The 21473-nt window shown below is 27.8% G+C and carries 23 protein-coding genes, 1 tRNA gene and 1 pseudogene; 11 read left to right on the forward strand and 14 right to left on the reverse strand.

The window, feature by feature from the left end; all coding sequences use genetic code 11:
* The first annotated feature begins 120 nt into the window (after positions 1-120).
* Both fliQ and AVBRAN12640_RS02915 read left to right on the forward strand, forming a co-directional pair.
* Positions 121-387 (forward strand): flagellar biosynthesis protein FliQ, encoded by a 267-nt coding sequence (fliQ, locus tag AVBRAN12640_RS02910; protein WP_214116269.1) that lies wholly within the window; start codon positions 121-123, stop codon positions 385-387.
* Complete coding sequence (locus AVBRAN12640_RS02915) at positions 384-806, forward strand: Sua5 YciO YrdC YwlC family protein (protein WP_336608632.1); 423 nt, start codon at positions 384-386, stop codon at positions 804-806. Before fliQ ends, AVBRAN12640_RS02915 begins: the two co-directional genes overlap by 4 nt.
* 1 nt (position 807) lies before the next feature.
* Here AVBRAN12640_RS02915 and AVBRAN12640_RS02920 read toward each other — a convergent pair whose 3' ends face one another.
* The 6 genes from AVBRAN12640_RS02920 to AVBRAN12640_RS02945 are packed head-to-tail and all read right to left on the reverse strand — an operon-like array spanning position 808 to position 4469.
* A complete protein-coding gene (locus tag AVBRAN12640_RS02920) occupies positions 808-1635 on the reverse strand; it encodes a GHMP family kinase ATP-binding protein (RefSeq protein ID WP_336608631.1) in 828 nt (275 codons plus the stop codon).
* Positions 1635-1877 (reverse strand): carbon storage regulator CsrA, encoded by a 243-nt coding sequence (gene csrA / locus AVBRAN12640_RS02925; RefSeq protein WP_214116264.1) that lies wholly within the window; start codon positions 1875-1877, stop codon positions 1635-1637. The genes AVBRAN12640_RS02920 and csrA overlap by 1 nt, the downstream gene beginning before the upstream one ends.
* Positions 1871-2668 (reverse strand): tRNA pseudouridine(55) synthase TruB, encoded by a 798-nt coding sequence (gene truB / locus AVBRAN12640_RS02930; RefSeq protein WP_214116262.1) that lies wholly within the window; start codon positions 2666-2668, stop codon positions 1871-1873. Before truB ends, csrA begins: the two co-directional genes overlap by 7 nt.
* Entirely contained in the window at positions 2668-3066 is a 399-nt protein-coding gene (locus tag AVBRAN12640_RS02935) for an META domain-containing protein (protein WP_214116259.1), read from the reverse strand. Before AVBRAN12640_RS02935 ends, truB begins: the two co-directional genes overlap by 1 nt.
* Positions 3063-3620 carry a TlpA family protein disulfide reductase gene (locus tag AVBRAN12640_RS02940; RefSeq protein WP_239803169.1) on the reverse strand — a complete coding sequence of 186 codons (558 nt, stop codon included), beginning with the start codon at positions 3618-3620 and terminating at the stop codon, positions 3063-3065. The genes AVBRAN12640_RS02935 and AVBRAN12640_RS02940 overlap by 4 nt, the downstream gene beginning before the upstream one ends.
* Before the next feature lie 9 nt (positions 3621-3629).
* Positions 3630-4469 carry a hypothetical protein gene (locus tag AVBRAN12640_RS02945; protein WP_214116255.1) on the reverse strand — a complete coding sequence of 280 codons (840 nt, stop codon included), beginning with the start codon at positions 4467-4469 and terminating at the stop codon, positions 3630-3632.
* A 75-nt stretch (positions 4470-4544) separates the two neighbouring features.
* Between AVBRAN12640_RS02945 and AVBRAN12640_RS10005 the strand changes: the two are divergent.
* Positions 4545-5318, forward strand: a pseudogene (locus AVBRAN12640_RS10005) (nitrate- and nitrite sensing domain-containing protein); the annotation flags it as partial.
* 648 nt (positions 5319-5966) lie between these two features.
* Positions 5967-6491, forward strand: a complete 525-nt coding sequence (locus AVBRAN12640_RS10010; RefSeq protein ID WP_442862376.1) for a methyl-accepting chemotaxis protein — start codon at positions 5967-5969, stop codon at positions 6489-6491.
* Between the two features lie 21 nt (positions 6492-6512).
* Here the strand turns inward: AVBRAN12640_RS10010 and AVBRAN12640_RS02955 are convergent, their stop codons facing one another.
* The gene (locus AVBRAN12640_RS02955) at positions 6513-8720 is read right to left on the reverse strand and encodes a molybdopterin-dependent oxidoreductase (RefSeq protein WP_336608629.1); all 2208 of its coding nucleotides are present in this window, start codon (positions 8718-8720) and stop codon (positions 6513-6515) included.
* Positions 8721-8785: 65 nt separating this feature from the next.
* Between AVBRAN12640_RS02955 and AVBRAN12640_RS02960 the strand changes: the two genes are divergently transcribed.
* On the forward strand, positions 8786-9334 hold the full coding sequence (locus tag AVBRAN12640_RS02960) for a biotin transporter BioY (protein ID WP_214116243.1): 549 nt from the start codon (positions 8786-8788) through the stop codon (positions 9332-9334).
* Between the two features lie 148 nt (positions 9335-9482).
* A tRNA-Asn gene (locus tag AVBRAN12640_RS02965) sits at positions 9483-9557 on the forward strand.
* Between the two features lie 510 nt (positions 9558-10067).
* Here AVBRAN12640_RS02965 and AVBRAN12640_RS02970 read toward each other — a convergent pair.
* The 7 genes from AVBRAN12640_RS02970 to AVBRAN12640_RS03000 all read right to left on the reverse strand — a co-directional run bounded on the left by AVBRAN12640_RS02970 (position 10068) and on the right by AVBRAN12640_RS03000 (position 17417).
* Complete coding sequence (locus tag AVBRAN12640_RS02970; protein ID WP_336608628.1) at positions 10068-10829, reverse strand: FAD:protein FMN transferase; 762 nt, start codon at positions 10827-10829, stop codon at positions 10068-10070.
* A complete protein-coding gene (locus AVBRAN12640_RS02975) occupies positions 10826-12430 on the reverse strand; it encodes a hypothetical protein (protein ID WP_336608627.1) in 1605 nt (534 codons plus the stop codon). The genes AVBRAN12640_RS02970 and AVBRAN12640_RS02975 overlap by 4 nt, the downstream gene beginning before the upstream one ends.
* Positions 12431-12551: 121 nt before the next feature.
* Positions 12552-13991, reverse strand: a complete 1440-nt coding sequence (gene pyk, locus AVBRAN12640_RS02980) for a pyruvate kinase (RefSeq protein ID WP_239803220.1) — start codon at positions 13989-13991, stop codon at positions 12552-12554.
* A gap of 1 nt (position 13992) precedes the next feature.
* Complete coding sequence (locus tag AVBRAN12640_RS02985) at positions 13993-15339, reverse strand: FAD-dependent oxidoreductase (RefSeq protein ID WP_214150335.1); 1347 nt, start codon at positions 15337-15339, stop codon at positions 13993-13995.
* A gap of 43 nt (positions 15340-15382) precedes the next feature.
* Entirely contained in the window at positions 15383-15994 is a 612-nt protein-coding gene (locus AVBRAN12640_RS02990) for a type III pantothenate kinase (RefSeq protein WP_214116219.1), read from the reverse strand.
* A complete protein-coding gene (locus AVBRAN12640_RS02995; RefSeq protein WP_336608626.1) occupies positions 15991-16911 on the reverse strand; it encodes a hypothetical protein in 921 nt (306 codons plus the stop codon). The genes AVBRAN12640_RS02990 and AVBRAN12640_RS02995 overlap by 4 nt, the downstream gene beginning before the upstream one ends.
* Positions 16908-17417 carry a hypothetical protein gene (locus AVBRAN12640_RS03000; protein WP_336608625.1) on the reverse strand — a complete coding sequence of 170 codons (510 nt, stop codon included), beginning with the start codon at positions 17415-17417 and terminating at the stop codon, positions 16908-16910. The genes AVBRAN12640_RS02995 and AVBRAN12640_RS03000 overlap by 4 nt, the downstream gene beginning before the upstream one ends.
* Positions 17418-17549: 132 nt before the next feature.
* Here AVBRAN12640_RS03000 and gatC point away from each other — a divergent pair, with 132 nt between their 5' ends.
* From gatC to lysS, 5 genes are read left to right on the forward strand one after another with little or no spacing between them, the layout of a single operon-like run.
* Positions 17550-17828: an Asp-tRNA(Asn)/Glu-tRNA(Gln) amidotransferase subunit GatC gene (gene gatC / locus AVBRAN12640_RS03005; RefSeq protein ID WP_214116213.1), complete on the forward strand. Its 279-nt coding sequence runs from the start codon at positions 17550-17552 to the stop codon at positions 17826-17828.
* Positions 17829-17882: 54 nt separating this feature from the next.
* Positions 17883-18929 carry a type IV pilus twitching motility protein PilT gene (locus tag AVBRAN12640_RS03010; protein WP_275592004.1) on the forward strand — a complete coding sequence of 349 codons (1047 nt, stop codon included), beginning with the start codon at positions 17883-17885 and terminating at the stop codon, positions 18927-18929.
* A complete protein-coding gene (locus AVBRAN12640_RS03015) occupies positions 18926-19483 on the forward strand; it encodes a CvpA family protein (RefSeq protein WP_214116211.1) in 558 nt (185 codons plus the stop codon). Before AVBRAN12640_RS03010 ends, AVBRAN12640_RS03015 begins: the two co-directional genes overlap by 4 nt.
* Positions 19484-19494: 11 nt before the next feature.
* On the forward strand, positions 19495-19944 hold the full coding sequence (locus AVBRAN12640_RS03020) for a Fur family transcriptional regulator (RefSeq protein WP_214116209.1): 450 nt from the start codon (positions 19495-19497) through the stop codon (positions 19942-19944).
* A 24-nt stretch (positions 19945-19968) separates the two neighbouring features.
* A complete protein-coding gene (gene lysS / locus AVBRAN12640_RS03025; RefSeq protein ID WP_214116207.1) occupies positions 19969-21453 on the forward strand; it encodes a lysine--tRNA ligase in 1485 nt (494 codons plus the stop codon).
* Positions 21454-21473: the final 20 nt, after the last annotated feature.

A 21473-nucleotide genomic window follows, 5' to 3' on the forward strand; every position in this document is an offset into this window, starting at 1 on the left:
GGTTTATGTCTATTTCTTTTAATAATTTAATAAAGTCGTTTTTAATTGTTTTTCCTTGTTTTAATTATAGTTAAGTAATTTTGCCTAAAATTGTTTAACACTTTGATGATAAGGATTAATATGGAAAGCACTTTAGTTGCACTTGGGGTATCAACTTTTAAAATAGCACTTTTATTATCACTTCCGATGCTCTTAGCTGGACTTATTGCAGGACTTTTAATAAGTATATTTCAAGCGACAACCCAAATTAACGAAATGACTTTAAGTTTTGTGCCAAAAATCATTTTAGTCGTAGTAATTATTATATTTTTAATGCCTTGGATGATGAATCAAATGATAGATTTTACAACTATGATATTAAATAAAATTCCAAGTTTTGTTAAATGATTTATCTAGCACAAACCGATACTACAGCTGGATTTTTAAGTAAAGATTATAAAGAAATTAATTTAGCTAAAAAAAGAGAAATCAATAAACCTTGCATAATCACAAGCACATATCTAACTAGCCTTAAAAACCTTGTAAGAGTTCCAAATAAATTTAAAAATCAAGTAAGAAAGGCTAAAAAAACAACCTTTATATATAAAAACCAAATATCATTTAGGCTAGTAAATGATAATAAACATAGTATATTTTTAAAAGATTTTAAATATTTATACTCAAGTAGTGCAAATTTGCACGGGTATGAATTTGATATAAATTATGCAAAAAATATAGCTAATGTAATTGTGGATTTGGATTTAGCTCAAAAAAGTTCATCAAAAATGTTTAAAATAAACAATTCTAAGCTAAAACAAATTAGATAAATTATGATTTAAGTTTAAAAAAACTACCCCCACTACCACTTAAAAATAAGCCCTTATTAGCATAGTCTAAAGTGATAGAATATAAAGCATTGCAAGATTTTAGCAAATCGTTTAAATCATAATTTGTAAAATTATTTAAAAGCTCTTTTGTCTTTAATTTACTTAATTCATCATTTGCATAATATTTTGGCTCTTTTGCAAATTCACTAAAAACATCTTTTGTGCTACAAGGTGTGCTAAATTCTAATGAAAAATCGCATAAATCATCGCTAAAATCATCAATTATCTCACCATATCCACTAACATTAGCACTCTTTAGCCCACTTTCAAAAAAGCTCACATCAGCCCCACTAAGCCTAGCAATTGCTTTAGTATCAAAAGGCTTTATATCATTTAATAGTTTTATAAAACAAGCAGCATTAGAACTAGCACCGCCAAGTCCTGCAAAAGTAGGGATATTTTTGTGTAAAACTAAAGCGAAATTATTTTGAAATTCTTGTTTTAAATTCTCATCAATCAAACTTAAAACTTTTGAAAAAATATCGCTTTTAGAATAAAAATTACTTACTAAATTATCATTTATCAAATAAAACTTATCCATCAATTCATCTTGTTTAAACTCATTTTCGTAAGTAATTCCATTGATTTTTAATAAAGAATTTGAATTAGGAATTAAAGTTTTATCTAAATTCCTAGCTTCGCTTTTAGGTATAAAATAAAGCTCATCATATAAATTATCAATCCTATAAAATCTTGAAATTAATTGATGATAATTATCCTTTTTGCCTGTGATTTTTAAAAATATATTAATCTTTGCAAAAGCTTTCATTATTTATCTTTTTTATACATTGAAAGTGAGCTTACTAAACTATCTAACAATTCACTTGAAGATGCAGCTGATTGGATATTTTCATCTTTTATAGAATCTACTAATTCATCTCTTAAAATTAAAGTTTGTTTAGGAGCTTCTATACCGATTTTTACCGAATCGCCCTTTATTTCAAAAATCTTAATTTTAATCCCACCATCAATAACTATTCCTTCACCTGCATTTCTTGATACTACTAACATTTTTCCACCTTATTTAAAATATATTCTATTTTTTCATCTAATCTAATAATGCTAAAACAATCTCCTAAATCTATTTTATAAATTTTGTAATCTTGTTTTTTAAAATCATTTAAGCTTAATTTTTTGCCTAATAGCAAGTCGTTTATATCGCCTAAATAAAAATTTTCTTCTAAACCAACACTTCCAAAAGCATCATAATTTTTAAATTCCTTAAAGCCACCTTCACTAAGTCTTCTTAAAGCACTCAAAGTCCCTTTTACGCCTAATTCATCGCAAATTAGCTTGGCGTATGAACGAACATAAGTGCCTTTACTAGCACTTAATCTAAAACTAATAAAAGGGAAATTATAATGCAAAAACTCCGCTTTTACACTCATTACACACTCATTTAGCTCAACCTTTTCGCCATTTCTAGCTAACTCATATGCTCTTTTGCCATTGATTTTTTTAGCACAAAATATAGGCGGAGTGTAAGTTATATCTCCTTGATACTTAGCAAAAGCTTGCATAATTTGCTCTAAACTAGGCTCTTTAACACTACAAAAGCTTATGTTTTCATTATCCAAGCTAGGGCTAATTGCACCAAGCCAAATTGTTGCTTCATAGACTTTTGGCTCAAGATTTAAAAAGCGAAATAATTTTGCGTGTTTTTTATCAGCACAGAGTAATGCCCCGCTAGCAAATGGGTCAAGTGTGCCTGAATATCCTAATTTTAGCCCTAATTTTTTACCTAATTTTAAAGCGTAAGAATTAGAGCTAATATTAATTGGTTTGTTTGCTAGAAAAATCATTATTCAAAAATAATTTTTACTTTATCGTTTTCTAAGCCATTTTCTATTATTTGCATACTTGTAAGACTACTAGCAACTGCGTTTTCTACTTCCATTACTTGATTAGGGCACATCATTTTTGTGCTTGCTGGATTTTCATAATAAATATTATTATTTTCTTGTTTTATAGCACTAAAAATTCTATTGCAACCTACAAACATTCCTAATTTATTATCTTCAATTATTAAAGACCAATTACTAGAATTGCTATATTCTTTATTTGTGTCTTTGACTATAATTTTTGATATTTTATATTCTTTATTTTCTAATTTTTTCACTTCTTTTGCTACCTCAACATTGTTAGTATTTACACAACCAAACAACACTAATACACTTAATAAGATTAAAGATTTTTTCATTTATTTTCCTTTGCTTTATTTATACTTTCTCTTAATAATCCTTCATCGGCTTTACCTAAAATAAAATACTCATTTCCTAATTTTTGATATTTACCATCTTTTAACATTACTTTAAAAGGTAATTGAACCTGAGTATTATATTTTATATCATCTGTTATTGCTTCTACTATCAAATCTGCTCTTTTATCATTTGTTAAAAAATAATACGCATTATAGTTCTTTGCAAATTCTTTTAATTTTTCATTATCTGCTTCTTCTGCATAAGATAATCCAACAAACACTAAATCATCTAAATGCTTTGATTGTATATCAAAAAGCATTGGAGCTTCGGCTCTACAAGGCTGACAAAAAGTCCCAAATATATCAATAATTAAAATTTTATTGCTATCAACCAAACTAAAGCCATTTTCTTCTCTTTTGATTTTTATTTCTTGATTATCCCAACTTTTTAAAGTTAATATATCTCCAGTTTTAATACTTGTAGTTTTAGCTTCATCGTTGCAAGCACTAAAAAATACAGCAATAAAACTAGCAACAAACAATAATTTTTTCATACCCACTCCTTAAAAACTTCTAATAAATACGCTATGCATAGGTTTTCCATCTTTATCAAGTTTATAATACTTAAATGCAATCTTGGTTCCTATGTTTAATGGTTTATTAATTTCGTTTATATTAAAACCACTGCCTATAGTAATAGTTGTAAGCTCGTTATTATTTAATTTTTCATCGGTAAATTTAGTAAGAGCTCTTAAAGCGTTAATCTTTTTCCATTGGCATTCATAATTAATTAGCTTACCTTCATTGTTTAAATTAGTTTTTGATATAACGCAATTGTCTTTATAAAATTTTCTAATTTGAACTATTTTATCTTGTCTTGGAACATCATAATTAGTGTTCTTTTTGTGTAAATACACACCTTCTGATTCTTTTAATATAACTTCATTAAAAAAATCTACAAATTCATCTTCACTATTAAATTCATTCTGAACTACGAATGTAATATTTTTATTAGGGTGTTCTTTTAAATAATCTCTTAAATAATTTAATCTATCCTTTAAATCTCCTTTTTGATTAGGGACATCAACCACATAAAATTTAGCACATTTAAGCTTGTTTAACATAACATCATTAAAGGTATCATAATAATCTGTCCCACAAAATAAAAGACCTTTTATCTCAAAAGGTGGAAAATCCTTTGTAAAATCTTTGCTAATTTCATAAGTTTGATTATGATTATTATATAACTTTTTACCATCCCAGTTTGCACCCATACCATCAATATATTCGCTAATATAATAATCTCTTACATCAATACTTTTTAACTCATCAAAATCACTTCCTTTAAATGAGCTACCTAGTAATGTTGAAAAAAACATACAAAAAATTAAAAAAAATTTCATCCATTCTCCTAAAATCTATATAATTCTTTAAAAAACTTTAAAATAAAAATCTAAATCTATTAATTAAGGGGACTTATGATTTCTAAAATATCTATTTCTAAAAAACTTTTATTGCTTACAAGCACATTTTTAATTATATTATTAATTTATAATATTTTGCTAATTAAAAATAGTTATAAGACATATAATTCTTCAATAACTGCACAAGATAGCGTAAAGATAATATCTCAAACCAACGAAATAATTCACTTATTACAAGTTGAGCGTGGGCTTAGCGTAGGATTTTTAGCTGGTGCAAATAAACAAACTTTAATAGAACATAGAGCTAAATTTATTTTAAATAACGACTTAAAAAACGAAGTTGATAATCTAAGAAATATGGTTGATAATAAATCCAATAGAGCTATAGTATTACAAAATTATACTAATTTAATAAATCAACAAATCAAAAAAGTTAAAGATATTTCTCAAAGTCTTGATGAAAGCTATGCTAGTTTAAGCGATGCTCTTAATTTAGTAGCTACTACAAAAGAAAGATATGGCTTATTAAGGGGGACTTTAAACGGAGTATTTAATGCAAATACTATGGATATTAACACTTTTTCAAACATTAGTTACCTAAATACAAGTATTTCTGGAAAATTAAAAGAATTAAAAGAATTAAAAATTAATTTTATAGATGAATATTTAAAAAATCTTTCAAATCTTGAAAGTTATAAAAAACTTCAAGAATTTATATCAACTACTATGAATAATAATATAAATGGTAATTTTAATATAAATGCAAATGAATTTTTCCAAGTAGCTACTAATGTGATAGAAGATTATAAAAAATTAGAAAACGAAATAACAAATCAAATTCTAAATAAAGCAAATATAAATAAGTCTGAAGCTCAACAAGAAATAATTATTCAAATAATAATAGCCTTATTAGCACAGATTTTAAATATGTTTTTAGCTTATGTAATATCTAAAAATATCATTAAAAACCTTACTTTAATCAATACTGGTCTTAATAGTTTTTTTGATTTTTTAAGATATAAAAGCAATGATGTAGATAAAATAATCACAAATAATAAAGATGAATTTGGCAAAATGGCTATGCAAATAAATGCAACCGTATTAGAACTAAAACAAAATTATGAAAAAGACCAAACCTGTATAAATGAAATTACAAATATTACAAATTCTATCAAACAAGGTAATTTAAATAATGAAATCACCAGCGAACCTTACAATCCAAAAATAAAAGAATTAAAAGAAATTCTAAAAGAAATGTTGCAAACTCTAAAACTAAAAATAGGAAAAGATATTAACCAAATTGATGAGCTATTAAAAGAATACTCAAATATGAAATTTAAAAATAATATAAAAAACCCAATAGGAGAAATAGAAAATAGCCTAAATACCTTGCAACAAGAAATTAAAAATATGCTTTATTCTCAAGAAAATATAAGCAATACTTTAAAATCAAATTCTAATAATTTAAAAGAAAATATGAAGCTTTTATTAAATGGTAGCAAAAAGGCTAAAAACAACCTTGAAGAAAGTGCAGTAGCAATCAATCAAATGTCAAGCTCAATGACTGCAGTAGCTCAAAAAAGCCAAGAAATAATCCAACAAAGCGATAGCATAAAAAGCGTTATTGATGTTATTAGAGGCATTGCAGAAGATACAAATTTATTAGCTTTAAATGCTGCTATTGAAGCAGCGCGTGCAGGTGAGCATGGGCGTGGATTTAGCGTGGTTGCAAGTGAAGTTGGCAAATTAGCTAATAACACTAGCTCATCATTAAATCAAGTAGAAGCTAATGTAAAATTATTAGTCCAACAAATTCACGATATTGGTATGAGTATAGATGAGCAAACTCAAGCAATTAATCTAATCAATACAACCATAAGCGAAATTGATGAGCTAAGTAAAGAAAATGATAATATTGCAAATGATACAAATAAAGCTGCAAATAGCGTAGATAGTCTAGCTAGCAATATTTTAGATGATTTAAACAAAAAAGAATTTTAATTATCCTAGTTTTTAGGATAATTAAAATAAGAATTTATAATTTAAATTCTTGATAATTTTCGGAGCTTTAAAGCAGTCTTTCTCCCAGTTTTTAGTGCCATTAAATTTTTCTATATCTACTTTACAAGTGTGAGCCGTGTTGCTATTTGATACCGCTGAACTTGGGCTTGAGCTTGTTAGTACATTTACATTTCCATTTAGGCACCTTTTACCATCAATTTGCCACCAAGCACCTTGAAAAATCAAAATATTATTAGGATTAATATCACAAATTATTCTAGCCCCCACTAAAATCTCACCCCTATCATTAAAAACCCTTAAAATATCTCCTTGCTTAATGCCCTTTTTAATAGCTAAATCTTTATGCAAATAAACAGGCTCTAAATCATTTTCACTATCTCTTATATCGCTATTATGTAGTTGTGAATGAAGTCTATAAGGACTATGTGCAGAAGTTAAAAATAAAGGATATTTGCTTAAAAGCTCATCTTTTTGCTCGTATTTTGCGATATTGTTTTTTATACTTAAATTAATATTTTTTATGTTTTTAAATCTTGTAAAAGGCTCTAACTCACTTAAGCCCTGCACTTTTTCATAAGATTTTTCTAAAAACTCATCAAACTCACTTAAAATTATTCCTTTTTTAAAATATCTTTCTTTAATATCTAAATAAGCTAATTTTACTAAGTCTAATTCATCTAAATCACGGCAAAATTCATAAGATTTATTAAATCTTTTTGCTATTTCTTTGCATATTTCAAAATCACTTTTTGCGTTATAAAAAGGCTCTTTTATAGGTTTTAGTGCAAAAATTATTTCTTTATTCGTGCTTTGCTCTATATCATAACGCTCCCCTTCAATAGCAATAGGCAAAACAATATCGCTCATCTTAGCTTGAGCCGTCCAAAAAGGCTCAAGTGTGATAATGCACTCAAGATTATTTAAAGCCTTTAAACTCTCATTGCTATTTGGCTGATGGGTAAGATATGAGCCACAAGCATTTATCATTAATTTTATATCAGGATAGATGATTTCTTCATCTTTATAAGTGCTTTTTGTATTAGGCCTTAATAAGCACTCGCTAAGCCTTGAGCTTGGGATATAATGATTTTTGCCTTTTATTTCGCCTAAAAGTGTATTTATATCACTTAATTTTTCTGTATTTTTTGCACTCTCACCCTTGCAACCACTGCTTAAATTAAACTCAATCCCTAAACCATCTTTGCCTATATGTCCGCACATAGCAGCTAAGCAAATTATTGCTAAGTAGTTAAATTCTCCGTTTAATTGTCTTTGAATTGACCTACCTAATAAAATATTACTAGGATTATTTTTAAGCTTTAAGGCTAGATTTTCTAAATCAGTTTTGCTAATACCACAAATCTTACTAGCCCATTCTAAGTCCTTATTTACCCCGTCGTTTATACCTAGAAAATAGTCTTTAAATGTATCAAATCCTGTAGTTTTACTCTCTATAAATTCTTTATCATAAAGCTTGTTAGTATAAAGATAATTGCACATTCCAATAGCCATTGCCATATCAGAATTTGAATTAGGAGTTAGAGTTGTTGCATTCATCATTTTTGCACTCTCATTAGCTCTAATATCTATAAAAATTACTTCAATATCTTTATTTTCAGCCATTTGTTTTAGATATTTTTCGTGTTCGTGCATAGGAATATCGTGAGCAATTTTACTTGTAATAATAGGATTAGCTCCCCAAAACACCACTACTTTAGCGTGTTTGATTATTTCTTTATAATCAGTTGCTCTTTCATAAACACAAGATGAGCCAAAAACATAAGGCATACTAGCTATTGCAGAGCCGGTTGAATAATCTCCTAACTCAAAGACCCCGCCACCAAGAGCATTGATAAGTCTATGAATTAGCATTCTACCCCAGCCGATTTTACCTACCCCACCCCATTCGTAACTTTCAGCGTAAATACTGCTAGAGCCATACTTTTCATAATATTTTTTAAGATTATTTGCAATTAATTCAAAGGCTTTATCCCAAGAAATCTCTATAAACTCATCATCTAATCTATCCTTAGAACCATCTAAAAATCCACGCCTAACGCAAGGATTTTTAATTCTTGAGCTATGATTTATTCTGCTTGTGTAATGATTAATCAAATCAGTCGGGGCTTCATCGTAAATAAAAGGCGTTATTTTATCATCTTCTAAATAAAACGCCCCTACTCTAGTGGCTATTAAATGTTTTTTCATAATTCTTCCTTTATAAATATTATTTTTAGTATATAATCATTTTTTAATTTTACAAAGGAGGGATTATGTTAGCAGCTTTAAAAAGTTTTTGCTTAAAGAAAAATACCGCAAGCAATACAGCTAAAGTATTACTAGCAAGTATTTTAATAGCATTTGCTGCTAATTTAAAAATAAGCATAGACATCATACCCTTTACTATGCAAACTATGGTGGTTTTAACTATATCTTATGCTTTAGGCTCAAGACTAGCTTTATTTAGTTTGATTTTATGGTTTTTAGAAGGTTTGTGTGGCTTTCCTGTATTTGCTAGCGGTGGTGGTTTGCACGCAATTTTAAGCCCTAGTGGTGGGTATATTTTTGGTTTGATTGCTATGGGTTATATTATGGGAAAAGCTAAAGACCATGATATAAACAATGTCTTTGCGTTAAGTTTATATGCTCTAGTAGCTACTGCGGTGCTTTATATTTGTGGCTTATTTATTTTAAGCTTTTATGTTCCTAAGGATAAAATACTTAGTATAGGGTTATATCCTTTCATAGTAACTGATATTGCAAAAGCATTTTGTGCTGCATTGCTTATAAATCCTGCTTATAAACTATTTAAAAACTTATAATTTATAAGTGCTTTTAAGTCAATAAATCATTTTGACTAAAAGCATTTTTTATTAAATTTCACATTTTTTTATATTTTTTTCAAAAAACTCTTGACAAACAAAATTTTCTTGGCTATTATTACGCTTTTACTTAACGATTACTACTTATTCCGGATTAGCTCAGCGGTAGAGTAGGCGGCTGTTAACCGCTTGGTCGTAGGTTCGAATCCTACATCCGGAGCCACTTTTTTATTTCCCTTAATTTTATTTTTAGCTCGTATCTAAAATAAAACAAATATTTTAAATATTAAATTCACAATATAATTATTTGCAAAAAAATAGAATTTAAAATTGGTAGCACAATATAAAAATCATAGACAAAAACTATATTAAATATAAGTATAAAACTTAGTGAAACTTCTAATTATTTTAACAAAACAAACATATTAAGAATTAGTAAAATATTACAAATAAAATATAAAAAGCAATAGTTTTAAGCACTATTCATAAAGATATATTTAAGTTTTTAAAAATACTCTTAATAATGATTTTGATAACAAACTATGCTGCAATGAGCAAAATAAGAAGCGGTATTTGTAGTTCTATCTATTTTGCGAAAGTAATACAAAAATTATTGCTATTTTTCTTTAAATATCTAAAAAGCAAGCATTTATAACAATATTTTTAATCAAGATTGTTCTAAAGTAATATAATAAAACTCTCTTTATTTTAACTTCACTTAAAATATATTAAATTACCTGTCACGATTAGATTGGTATTTTATTTCGTTATTAAAATCAATGCAAATTGCTAAATACTCTTTAGGCAAAATAAATTCTTCAAAGCACAAAGCAGTGGAAAATACCCCACAACTAAGCGTATTGTCTCCTATTACACTAACTTGAGAGTATTTAAAATCTTTTGTATTTATTATGTGATTTGCTCTTTCATATTGTGCTGAAGTTGTTAGTGATTGATTTAAGATTTGCCATTTTTTAATAGCTTCTTGTGGATTTTTAGGATTTTTAATATTTACAAATATTTCTTTATTAGTCTTTAAATCCCCTCCAAAATTAATCGCATATTTGTATTTTTCACAAATTTTAGCACATTCATCAACTGCAAATTCTTTAATCACACCACCTAAGTCAATTTTTGTATTTATATCTTCAAATTCTATAAATTTTTTAGATAAAAAATATGAATTTTTACCATATTTTGCATTGTTTTTTAATTTTTTATTGATTAATGTAATATCAAAAGCATAATTAGTAATTTCACTAAGACTTAAGAGTTTTTGCAAAATCATCATAGTTTGTTGGTCTAATTTTATCCGATTTTTGCTTTTATTATTAATTTTAGATACCAACGAAGAATTATCAAAATAATTATATTTTAAATGTAGATTTTTACAAAGCTCAAAACATTTAATAGCCAAATTAGAAGCTTCATATTCGCTAGCTTCTAATTTAACAACACATTTTGTACTAAAGCAAGAAAAAACAAATTCTTTCACTTACTAACTTTTATATTAAATGGAGTTGTTAAGGCTTCTTCACGAATTATTTTGCCGTTTTCACATAGCTTTAATATAACGCTAAATTCCCCACTTAAATCATTTTTTGGTAAAGCAAAAATTTTACCTTTTTCATCAACAAAATCTGCAAACTCATCAGGTAAAAGATAAACAATATTTATCCCATCAATATGTTGTGGAAAAATAATATCTGATTTTATTTTTTCTTTTCCACCACTATTTTTCATCTTAATTTTAATGTTTTCCATATTTGGTGCAATAAAACTAAAAATATTTGCTTTTAAATTCTCAAATTTATCATCTATGCTAATACTTTTGCCTTTTGATAAATCATAAATATCAATATTTCTACGATTATTAGAAACAATTAATGTATTATTGTCTTTAAATGTAGCGGCATAACTTACATTCCCACCCTTAATACTTCCTGCTAAATACGGCTTATTTTCAATATTAAAAATGCTAGTTTGCCCTAATCTATCTCCAAAAGTATAAGCCAAAGTTTTACCATCTGGACTAATAGCATAAGAGCCAGAATATAAAGCAAAACCTGTATTTGAACATTCTGTTGTATGATTTAATACACTTACTTTACATAGCTTAGAATTATAATTATGCGGTGTTGCATAATAAATATTTTTTGCATCAGGACTTACTAAAAAAGGGCTTGTAGTAGCTTTTATAGGACGACCAAAATATTGTGCGTTAAAATCTGCGATTTTATTTAGTTTAGATTTTTTAATATCGTATTCATAAATGCCTTTATTTTCGCCTTTTAAAAGCACAAATAATCTATCAAGACTAACATCAGCCTTTACTACATCTTTAATCTTAAAGCTTTTTATCAATTTTAAATTCTTATCAAAAATACTAAAAGTTTCTTTATCATCTAAAGCAATTACACCATCTTTGTATTTTCTAAACAAAAAATATTCACCCTTTAAAAAGGCTAATTCCTTTAAATCACCGCTATTATCTAATTTTATTTTATGTAGTCCTGAATGGTGCAAATATGGTCTAGCATTTTTATTATCTCTTCCTAAATATTTTGGCATAGTATTTACAAAAGCAGTTTTATCATCTATAAATTCTACTTGCTCTACGAAAAGCTCACTTGCCCCACTCCACTCATCATCATCGTTATTATTATCTGTTTTGCTATCTTCTTTAACTTTTTCTTGTTTTTTTGCATCGTCGGTAGCTTCTGGATATTTCTTACCTAATTCAGAATGATCAGCATCCTTTATCGCATAAAAATCATTATAAACAATATTGTCATTTTTTAAGTCAAATAACACTATTGATGAATGATAGCTCCCTGCTGCTAGTAATTTATCATCTCTTACACTAATATCTCTAAAATATAAATCAGTTTTTGATTTGCCTTCAAAGTATCTTGCATAATGCCACTTAAAACTATCATCTGGATTTAAAGACTTAATAAGATTTGCTTGAATGCTAGTTTTATTAATACTATCATCATAAATATCAATCATTTCATTTGGTTTTATTACATAACTAGCATTTAAAGAACTTGCTAAAACACAAGCTAAAGTTGAGCTTAAGAATATTCTCTTCATTTAAACTTCCTTTCATAATTATTGATAAGTATTATAATAATTATTATTTAATATAAGTTTAAATATCATTCATTTTTTAGAATTTAAAATAAGCAAAAGCCTATTTTAAATTCCTTTTTTTCTACAAGTTTAAATAATACTCTATTTGTTCTTTTCCAAGAACTCTGATTAAATTCGTGCTACCTGTTTCTCCTACAGGATAACCTGCTGTAATAACATAATTTTTACTCTTATCCATAATGCCTTTTTTTACCCCTACTCTTACACAATTTTGTAAAAGTTCGTGCAAACTACCTGCCTTATCAACCACATAAGCTTCACTAAGACCCCAACAAATACTAAGGCTTTTTAGTGTTTTATCACAATGGCTCATTGTTATTATCTTTGTATCAGGTCTATATCTTGCCATTTTTTTAACACTCGCACCACTACTTGTAAGACAAATCAATGCGTCTGCATTAATATCTTTTGCAAGTTGCACAGCTGATGCTGCGATGGTATCAGTCATATCTCTTTTATCGTGATTAAAATTGCAATATGGATAGATTTTCTCTACTTCGCTAATCGTTGCAGCCATAATGCTAACGGCATTTACAGGGTCAATTCCAACTGCACTTTCTTCGCTAAGCATAACAGCATCAGTTCCATCTAACACAGCATTTGCAACATCGCTTATCTCTGCTCTAGTTGCACTTTTGTTATTTGCTAAAGAAAATAGCATTTGAGTTGCAGTGATTACTGGCTTACCTATTTCGTTAGCTTTTTTGATTATTGATTTTTGTATGCTTGGAACCTTATAAAAAGGAACTTCTATTCCTAAATCCCCACGAGCAACCATTATCCCATCGCTTACATTAAGAATTTCATCTATATTCTCAACAGCGTCAAATTTTTCAATCTTTGCAAAAACAGCGGTTTTATTTCCGTTTTCAGCTAATATTTGCTTAGCATTTTTGATATCATAAGCGTTTTGAACAAAAGATATTGCCATATAATCAACATCATTTTTAACACCCCACAATAAATCATCTTTATCTTTTTTAGTAATTACTTCTATATTGATTTTTGTATTAGGAAAATTTATACCTTTATTTGACGCTAATTTTCCATCGTTTTGAACTTGGCATTTTAAATAATCTTGATTTACATCTTCAACTATTACTTTAATAGAACCATCGCATAAATATATAGCTTCGCTAACTCTTACTGCACCTAGAATTTCATTATAATTTGTGCTTACTTCATAGTGATTTTGCGCTTTTTGATTAGCCTTTATTGTATGTCTATAAATATCTAATCTATCGCCTTTTTTTAATAAAAATGGCTCAGGAAGTTCTAATACCCTAATCTTTGGCCCTGAAATATCTTGTAATACTCCGATATTTTCGCCTAATTCTTCAGCTATTTTTCTTACCTTATCTAAATTCGCTTTATGATATTCGTGAGAGCCGTGAGAAAAATTTAAACGAAATACATTAACACCTGCTTTTATCATTTCTCTTATACATTCTTCGCTATCGCTTGCAGGCCCTAAAGTTGCTATTATTTTTGTTTTTTTCATTTTATCCCCTTAGTTCTTTATTGAATAGTTCTTCGTTAAATTCAAGTTTTAAATAATCAACTACCATTCTTAAATCTCTTAAAGCATTTCCCATACAACTAGTCGCACCTGGACTTGGGGTCATATTAAAGATTATTCCTTGATTTTGTGGCACTATACTAGCTTCGCCTAGCATTAATTTCTTTTCAGTTTTGTTTAGCACTTGTGGGCGAACTCCACCAAAACCTTTTGCGTAAGTTATATCATCAGTTGTAAGACTTGGGACGATTTTTCTAGCGTCTTTTACGAAAAGATTTTTATTAAGGTATGGCACTTCAAATAAGAAATTTCTTAAAATATAATTTCTAATAGTGCTATCTTTCATTAAATCAAGTAAGATTTTAATAGTAGTTCCATCAAGGCGTAAAGTTGTAAAAAATTCAGGCAAACTCTTAAGCCCGTGATAACGCTCAAGCTTAGGTAATACTAAAGCAGTCGGACCAAAACGAGTATTCATATCACATAAAATATCAGGGTCGCCGTGTAATGCTGCAAAAGGTAATTTTGGATTTTGAACCATATAAACTTTACCATTTAATAAATGCTTTTTAGTTAGATAAAAGCTACCTGCAACAGGCAAACAGGCATAATCAAGACCATAACCCATCTTATGTGCTAAAAACAATGAATGAGCACCTGCATTTACCACTACGAAATTCGCACTAAATTCAGTCTTGTTAGCACTAATTAGATAAAAAACATCGCCTTTTTTATAAATATTTACAATTTCTTCATTAAAAAACATTTGATTTTCTTGATTAGCTTTCATTGCTTCTTCAGCTAAACTCTCACTCATTTTGCCAAAATCAACCGTTGTATAACAATCCCCTGCTAATGCACCCATTGCAAATATTTCTTCAGGTCTATCACCACCACCTAAAGCTTCTACTACTTTTGGCTCTATTCTTTTTATTTCTGCTTTGTCAAACTTTCTAATATAAGGATAAATATCTTTAAATTCTTCATATCTTTTTTGCATAAAAGCACATTCTTCTTCACCAACAGCTAAAGCCATTTTTTGATGAGAAAACATAAACTTCTCTTCTGCCTTTACTAATTTTGCGTAATTTACAATCATATCAGCGTTAGGTTTTACTTTTGAAGCTTTTTCATAAGTATAATTTGTCTCTATATCCCCACTATGAATTGTTTGAGAATTACTAGTGCCTTTAGAATTGAGAGTGCTTAATGCGTGATATTTTTCTATTAATGCCACTTTTTTTACATTTGTATATTTGCTAAGCTCATAAAACAAAGCCGCTCCACTAATTCCACCACCAACTACTATAACATCAAAATGTTGTGCCATACTCCATCCTTTTTGTAATTTTTTTAATGATAATTTTATTTATTTATAAATTCAAGTCTTTAATTAATTTTTGCATTCCTTGAAATACTAAATTTTTTTCATTTATTGCGTTTTTAAAAAACTGACTTAAAAAGCTTGCGTCTCCACCAGTTAGATAAATTATCTCATCATTAGCAAAATCATTAATACTATTTACAACACTTGAAATTATCCCGTAGCTAATAGCGTCTTTTGTGGAATTTGGTAACGAATTTAAATCAATAGATGTATTTAATTCATAATCTAATCTACAAGAAATATTCTTATAAGCATTAAGATATGATTGAATACCTGGCAAAATAAATCCGCCTAAATGTTTGCCGCCACTCATTTTATCAATTGTAATTGCACTACCAGCATCTACAATAATGCCAGAATCAATGCAATAACAAGAAGCAATTCTATCAACACCCAAGCCAACATAAGAAGTATTAAGACTAAAATAAGGTTCAAGATTAATATAGTTATTAGGTAGTGTAGAAAAATTAGAATTTACACTTATATAAAATACTTTTTCTTTAAAAGAGTTTGGGATAAAGTCTTTTAACTCTATCCTTTTTGCATGTTCTTCTTTATAAACACAAGCTGTTGTGTTTCCAATATCAATTAAAGTCATTTCAATTCATAGCTTTTGTTATTATAAAATAAAATATTATCCTTAAAATAAGCACCTGAATTTATTTTAGAATCTAAATTATAAACAGCTAATTCATTTAATTTATCATCTAATTTTATCAAGTATCCATTATGCTCTAAAGCATAAATAAAGTTATTATAAACATAAACATCACTATAGTTTGCATATTTAAATTTAATTTTTGTAATTTCATTTAATAAATAATCAAATTTATAAATTACGCCTTCATTTGATAAAATATAAATATAATTATCTTTTTCTAAAGCCTTTTTAATATTGATTAGTTTAGTATATGTTTTATTATCAATTATTGTAAATACCTTACTAGAACTTGCTGCGATTAATTTTTCACTATCAGCTTTTAAAAATACAACATTATTAAAAAATTCTTGAGTTCCTACATTTATACTTCTTATAAAAGTATTGGTATTGTTATTGATAACGATTAATTTGCCATCTAAGCTAGGAATTATTATCACATTGTTATTGAAACTAGGATTTGCTAATTTTTTCACCACTCCATTTGCTTGTCCGTAGTTTTCACTAAATAAATATTTTTGTTCTAACAAATCAAATATTATTATATTATTCAAAGCATCAACCATTACAGCTTTATTGCCTTCTGTTGCGATACTTACAATTTTTGCATCAAATTTCTTATCAAAAATTACTTCTTTATCTTTTAAGATTTTTAAAAATCCTAAATCATTAGATAAATATAAGATATTATCTTGTTTGTTAATGATTTCATAGCCTTTAAAATTCTTCAAGATATTATCATTTTTCGTTTTAATTGTTGTAAGCTTTTGAGTATTTTCTGGCTTATAGTATTGTTTTGAACCTGAACAAGCCGCTAAAAATACTAAAGATAAAGCTATTAAAGAATATTTTTTCATTGGTTACCTTGATAATGTTTTAAATTATTAGCAATTCTTAAAAATACAGAATTTGCACTTATTGAATTAAGTTTTACTTCAGCTTCTTTAATTTTATTATCTTTTAACAACGCATAAGCTTCTTGTATTGTTTTTAAATCTGTTAAGAAAAAATCTGATTTAAATTCTCTAGCTTTATAAATTTCTAACAATAATTTATCCTCATTACTAGGATTAAATTGTAATAATTCATCTAAATATTTTTCATCTAAAAGCACTGCTAAATATAAGTTAGGATTTAAAGATTTTAATTGATTTAATTTATCATTATTTTTAGTAATTAATAGCTCATTATATAAAGCATTTGCTTCTTCTTTTGTTTTTTGTTTTATAGAATCATTAATAGATGTTGTAACAAAATAAGCAACAATTACGATTATCAAAAATATAAAAAGAAATTTGTATTTTCTAATAAATCTTTCAACTTTAATGCCAAATTCTTCTACGCTATATGAATTTTCTTTCAAATTAAATTCCTTAAAAATTAATAAAATTAAAGCTGAAATTGTAACAATTTTTCGTAAATCTTGATAAATTTAGTGCTATATTAAATTTTTATTATATAATCAGATGAAATTTTATTAAAGCAAGGTGAACTTATGGTAGTCAATGAAAAGCTATTAGAAAGATTAGAAAAATTATCATCAATTAGGTTAAATGATAATGTAAGAAAAGAACTAATTGCTGATTTTGATGATATTTTAAAATTCGTAGATAATTTAAATGAAATTGATACTAATAATTTAAAAATCAATAATTTAAATTATACTCCACTAAGAGAAGATATACCACAAAAATCAGAAGTTATTGAAGATATTTTAAAAAATGCACCATCTACAAATGGACATTTTTTCTCTGTACCTAAAATCATAGAATAAGGAAAATAAATGGAAGAAAATATTCAAACTCAAGATAGCGTTAATACCATTCAAATGAATGGAATTTTAACATTTATGAAAGAAAATGATGCGAGTGATTTGCACTTTATTCCTGGTAGAAAACCACTTTTAAGAATTCACGGAACTTTGAATGATTTGGAATTTGCTGTTTTAAATTCTGAAATTATTAAAGCTTCTTGTTATAGCATTTTATCAGACGCACAAAAAGCAACCTTAGAAGAAGAAAGAGAACTAGACTTCGCTTATGCAGTTGAAGGAGTAGGGCGTTTTAGGGCAAACTATTACTATGTTGAAGAAGGAAAACTTGCAGCTGCATTTCGTCTAATTCCTGAAAATATCCCTAGTTTAGATGATTTAAAAGCACCACCAATTTTTAAAGAATTAATCAAAAAAGAAAAAGGACTAATTCTTGTAACAGGTCCAACAGGTTCTGGTAAATCAACAACTCTAGCAGCAATGTTAAATGAAATCAACGCAACAGAAAGTAAGCATATTTTAACCATAGAACACCCAGTTGAATTTATGCATAAAAACAAAAAATCAGTATTTTCTTACAGAAACGTTGATATAGATACTAAAAGCTTTCAAACAGCTTTAAAATATGCTTTAAGACAAGACCCTGATATTATCTTAATCGGTGAGATGAGAGATAGAGAAACAATAGCAGCAGCAATTACAGCAGCTGAAACAGGTCACTTAGTATTTGGAACCCTACATACAAACTCAGCTATGCAAACAATCAACCGTATCGTAGATAGCTTTAGTGGTGGAGAGCAAGACCAAATTAGAAATATGTTATCGTTTTCATTACAAGCAGTTATAGCACAAAGCTTAATACCTAAAAAAGGTGGTGGTCGTTTAGCAATTCACGAAATTATGATTAATAATATGGCTATCGCAAACCTTATTCGTGAAAACAAAAACCATCAAATATATTCACAAATGCAGTTAAATCAACAAGGTACAGGTATGAAAACCCAAACACAAAGCTTAGTTGAAGCGGTTCGCTCTGGTTTAATCACTCGTGAGCTTGCTTTAAGATATAGCACTCAATATAATGAGCTAGTGAATTTGATATGAATAGCGGCTTAATACTAGATTGTGTAATAATTGGCGTAACGCTAATTTTAGGTATTGGTGGAATTATTTCAGGACTTATTAAAGAAGGTTTTGGATTAGCTGGTATTTTAGTAGGCGTATATGTAAGCACTAGCAATTCAGAAAAAGTAGGGGCATTAATTAATCAATATGTTTATAAAAGCGATAATGAGCTTTTATTAAACCTATGTGGTTTTGTTATAACTCTAGTTATAGTTTGGGGAATTTTTCTTATTTTAGGAAGAATAATATCAAAACTAGTAGCCTTAAGCGGACTTGGAATAATTGATAAAATTATGGGATTTATATTTTGCGCTGGAAAAATATTTATAATTTTTTCTATAATTGCATCTTGTATAAATGCCTTACCTATAATAAATAGTAAAGTAAACCAATTTTTTGCAAATAGTATGATGTATCCTGTTTTAATTCAAACAGGTGGAGCAATCGCTAATATACAAGCGATTCAAAATACTATAAATACAAAAAAAGAAAATTTATTAAATAATGAATTAAAAGAAGAAAATTCAAAATAAAAGGAGAAAACATGGAAAATATGGAATACGATGTATTATTAGAAGAATTTAAAAAAATTCTAAAAACAAGTGGATTAAAATACACAAAACAAAGAGAAAGTTTATTAAAATTACTTTATAACAATGACGAACACTGCACTCCAGATGAACTTTATGAAGCATTAAAAGAAATGGATCCTAATCAAAACATAGGTATCGCAACAATTTATAGAACTTTAAATCTTTTAGAAGAATCAGGAATGGTAACTTCAATTTCTTTTGGAACTGCAGGTAAAAAATTTGAGCTTGCAAACAAGCCACACCACGACCATATGATTTGTAAATCTTGTAATAAAATTATAGAATTTCAAGATGATATAGTAGAGCAAAGACAATTAAAAATTGCAAAAGAACATGGTTTTAAACTATCAAGCCATTTAATGCAATTATATGGAACTTGCAAAGAATGTCAAAAAAAATAATTTAATATAAAGAAAGGTAAAAATATGTTTGAAAACCCACTAGAACAGCAAAAAATTAGTAAAGCTAACGAACTAAGGTCTTTAGGTATTAATCCTTATTCTCATTTTGTAACAAAACCGATGAGTATAAAAGAATTTAAAGATAAATATGATTTTATAAATGAACTTGAAGAAAAAAAAGCAGAAGAAATCTGTGAATTAATCGGTAGAATTAAATTTATGCGTGATGGTGGGAAAGCCGTTTTTGCGAACATTGAAGACTTTAGTGGCTCAATTCAGATTTATTTTAATAAAAGCACAATTGATGAAACTTGGTTTGATAATATTAAAAAACTCATAGAAGTAGGCGATATTATCAAAGTTCGTGGTTATGCTTTCGTAACAAAAAAAGGCGAATTTAGTATTCATGTAGATAAATTAGATTTAGTTACTAAAAGTATTTGCGTATTACCTGAAAAATTTCACGGCTTAGTGGATATGGAAAGCCGCTATAGACAAAGATATCTTGATATGATTATGAATGCTGAAATTAGACAAGATTTTGTTAATAGAAGTAAGATTGTTTCATTTGTTAGAAGATATTTTGAAAATCTAGGATTTTTAGAAGTTGAAACTCCTATGATGCACGAAATTGCAGGCGGAGCTAACGCAAGACCATTCATTACCCATCATAATACTTTAGGTGTTGATAGATTTTTAAGAATTGCACCTGAACTTTACTTAAAACGCTTAATAGTTGGTGGTTTTGAAGCTGTATTTGAATTAAATCGTTGCTTTAGAAACGAAGGAATGGACCTTACTCACAATCCTGAATTTAGCACGATTGAGTTTTATTGGGCTTATCATAATTATAAGGATTTAATGAATTTGACTGAAGATTTATTAAGCAAATTAATAGCTCACTTAGGACTTAGCACTACTATTACATACGATGACAAGCAAATAGATTTTAGCACTCCATTTGCAAAAATTCCATATAAAGATGCCTTAGTTCAAATAGGTGGTATTGATGCTGCTATAGTAAATGATAAAGCTGCAATTTTAAAGAAATTAAAGGCTGATGGATTTGAAGCAAATGAAAAATTAGATTTAGGACATTTACAAGCAGAATTATTTGATAATTATGTAGAAGATAAACTTATAAATCCTACATTTATTACGGATTTTCCAGTATCAATTAGTCCATTAAGTAGAAGAAGTGATGAAAATCCTGAAATAGCTGAGAGATTTGAATTATTTATAGCTGGAAAAGAACTAGCAAATGGATTTAACGAATTAAATGACCCACTTGATCAATACGAAAGATTTTTGGCTCAAGTAGAAGCTAAAAAAGCTGGAAATGACGAAGCATGCGAAATGGATGAAGATTTCGTAAATGCGTTAGGGTTTGGTATGGCACCAACTGCAGGTGAGGGCATAGGAATTGATAGACTTGTTATGATGTTAACTAACAAAAAATCAATCAAAGATGTAATATTATTCCCTGCTATGCGTCCTAAAAAGGATTGATAATTTCAATTTGTGAATGA

The sequence above is a fragment of the Campylobacter sp. RM12640 genome, assembly GCF_020137595.1.
Lineage (GTDB): Bacteria > Campylobacterota > Campylobacteria > Campylobacterales > Campylobacteraceae > Campylobacter_E.

Bases quoted from the DNA above. Each gene is read 5' to 3' on its own strand.
- csrA (WP_214116264.1), bottom strand. From the start codon at position 1,877: ATGTTAGTAGTATCAAGAAATGCAGGTGAAGGAATAGTTATTGATGGT.
- AVBRAN12640_RS02940 (WP_239803169.1), bottom strand. From the start codon at position 3,620: ATGAAAAAATTATTGTTTGTTGCTAGTTTTATTGCTGTATTTTTTAGT.
- AVBRAN12640_RS02985 (WP_214150335.1), bottom strand. From the start codon at position 15,339: ATGGCACAACATTTTGATGTTATAGTAGTTGGTGGTGGAATTAGTGGA.
- AVBRAN12640_RS03010 (WP_275592004.1), top strand. From the start codon at position 17,883: ATGAATGGAATTTTAACATTTATGAAAGAAAATGATGCGAGTGATTTG.
- lysS (WP_214116207.1), top strand. From the start codon at position 19,969: ATGTTTGAAAACCCACTAGAACAGCAAAAAATTAGTAAAGCTAACGAA.
- truB (WP_214116262.1), bottom strand. From the start codon at position 2,668: ATGATTTTTCTAGCAAACAAACCAATTAATATTAGCTCTAATTCTTAC.
- pyk (WP_239803220.1), bottom strand. From the start codon at position 13,991: ATGAAAAAAACAAAAATAATAGCAACTTTAGGGCCTGCAAGCGATAGC.
- AVBRAN12640_RS03020 (WP_214116209.1), top strand. From the start codon at position 19,495: ATGGAAAATATGGAATACGATGTATTATTAGAAGAATTTAAAAAAATT.
- gatC (WP_214116213.1), top strand. From the start codon at position 17,550: ATGGTAGTCAATGAAAAGCTATTAGAAAGATTAGAAAAATTATCATCA.
- AVBRAN12640_RS02945 (WP_214116255.1), bottom strand. From the start codon at position 4,469: ATGAAATTTTTTTTAATTTTTTGTATGTTTTTTTCAACATTACTAGGT.
- AVBRAN12640_RS02935 (WP_214116259.1), bottom strand. From the start codon at position 3,066: ATGAAAAAATCTTTAATCTTATTAAGTGTATTAGTGTTGTTTGGTTGT.
- AVBRAN12640_RS03015 (WP_214116211.1), top strand. From the start codon at position 18,926: ATGAATAGCGGCTTAATACTAGATTGTGTAATAATTGGCGTAACGCTA.
- fliQ (WP_214116269.1), top strand. From the start codon at position 121: ATGGAAAGCACTTTAGTTGCACTTGGGGTATCAACTTTTAAAATAGCA.
- AVBRAN12640_RS02920 (WP_336608631.1), bottom strand. From the start codon at position 1,635: ATGAAAGCTTTTGCAAAGATTAATATATTTTTAAAAATCACAGGCAAA.
- AVBRAN12640_RS02915 (WP_336608632.1), top strand. From the start codon at position 384: ATGATTTATCTAGCACAAACCGATACTACAGCTGGATTTTTAAGTAAA.
- AVBRAN12640_RS02960 (WP_214116243.1), top strand. From the start codon at position 8,786: ATGTTAGCAGCTTTAAAAAGTTTTTGCTTAAAGAAAAATACCGCAAGC.
- AVBRAN12640_RS10010 (WP_442862376.1), top strand. From the start codon at position 5,967: ATGAAGCTTTTATTAAATGGTAGCAAAAAGGCTAAAAACAACCTTGAA.
- AVBRAN12640_RS02975 (WP_336608627.1), bottom strand. From the start codon at position 12,430: ATGAAGAGAATATTCTTAAGCTCAACTTTAGCTTGTGTTTTAGCAAGT.
- AVBRAN12640_RS02990 (WP_214116219.1), bottom strand. From the start codon at position 15,994: ATGACTTTAATTGATATTGGAAACACAACAGCTTGTGTTTATAAAGAA.
- AVBRAN12640_RS02955 (WP_336608629.1), bottom strand. From the start codon at position 8,720: ATGAAAAAACATTTAATAGCCACTAGAGTAGGGGCGTTTTATTTAGAA.
- AVBRAN12640_RS02995 (WP_336608626.1), bottom strand. From the start codon at position 16,911: ATGAAAAAATATTCTTTAATAGCTTTATCTTTAGTATTTTTAGCGGCT.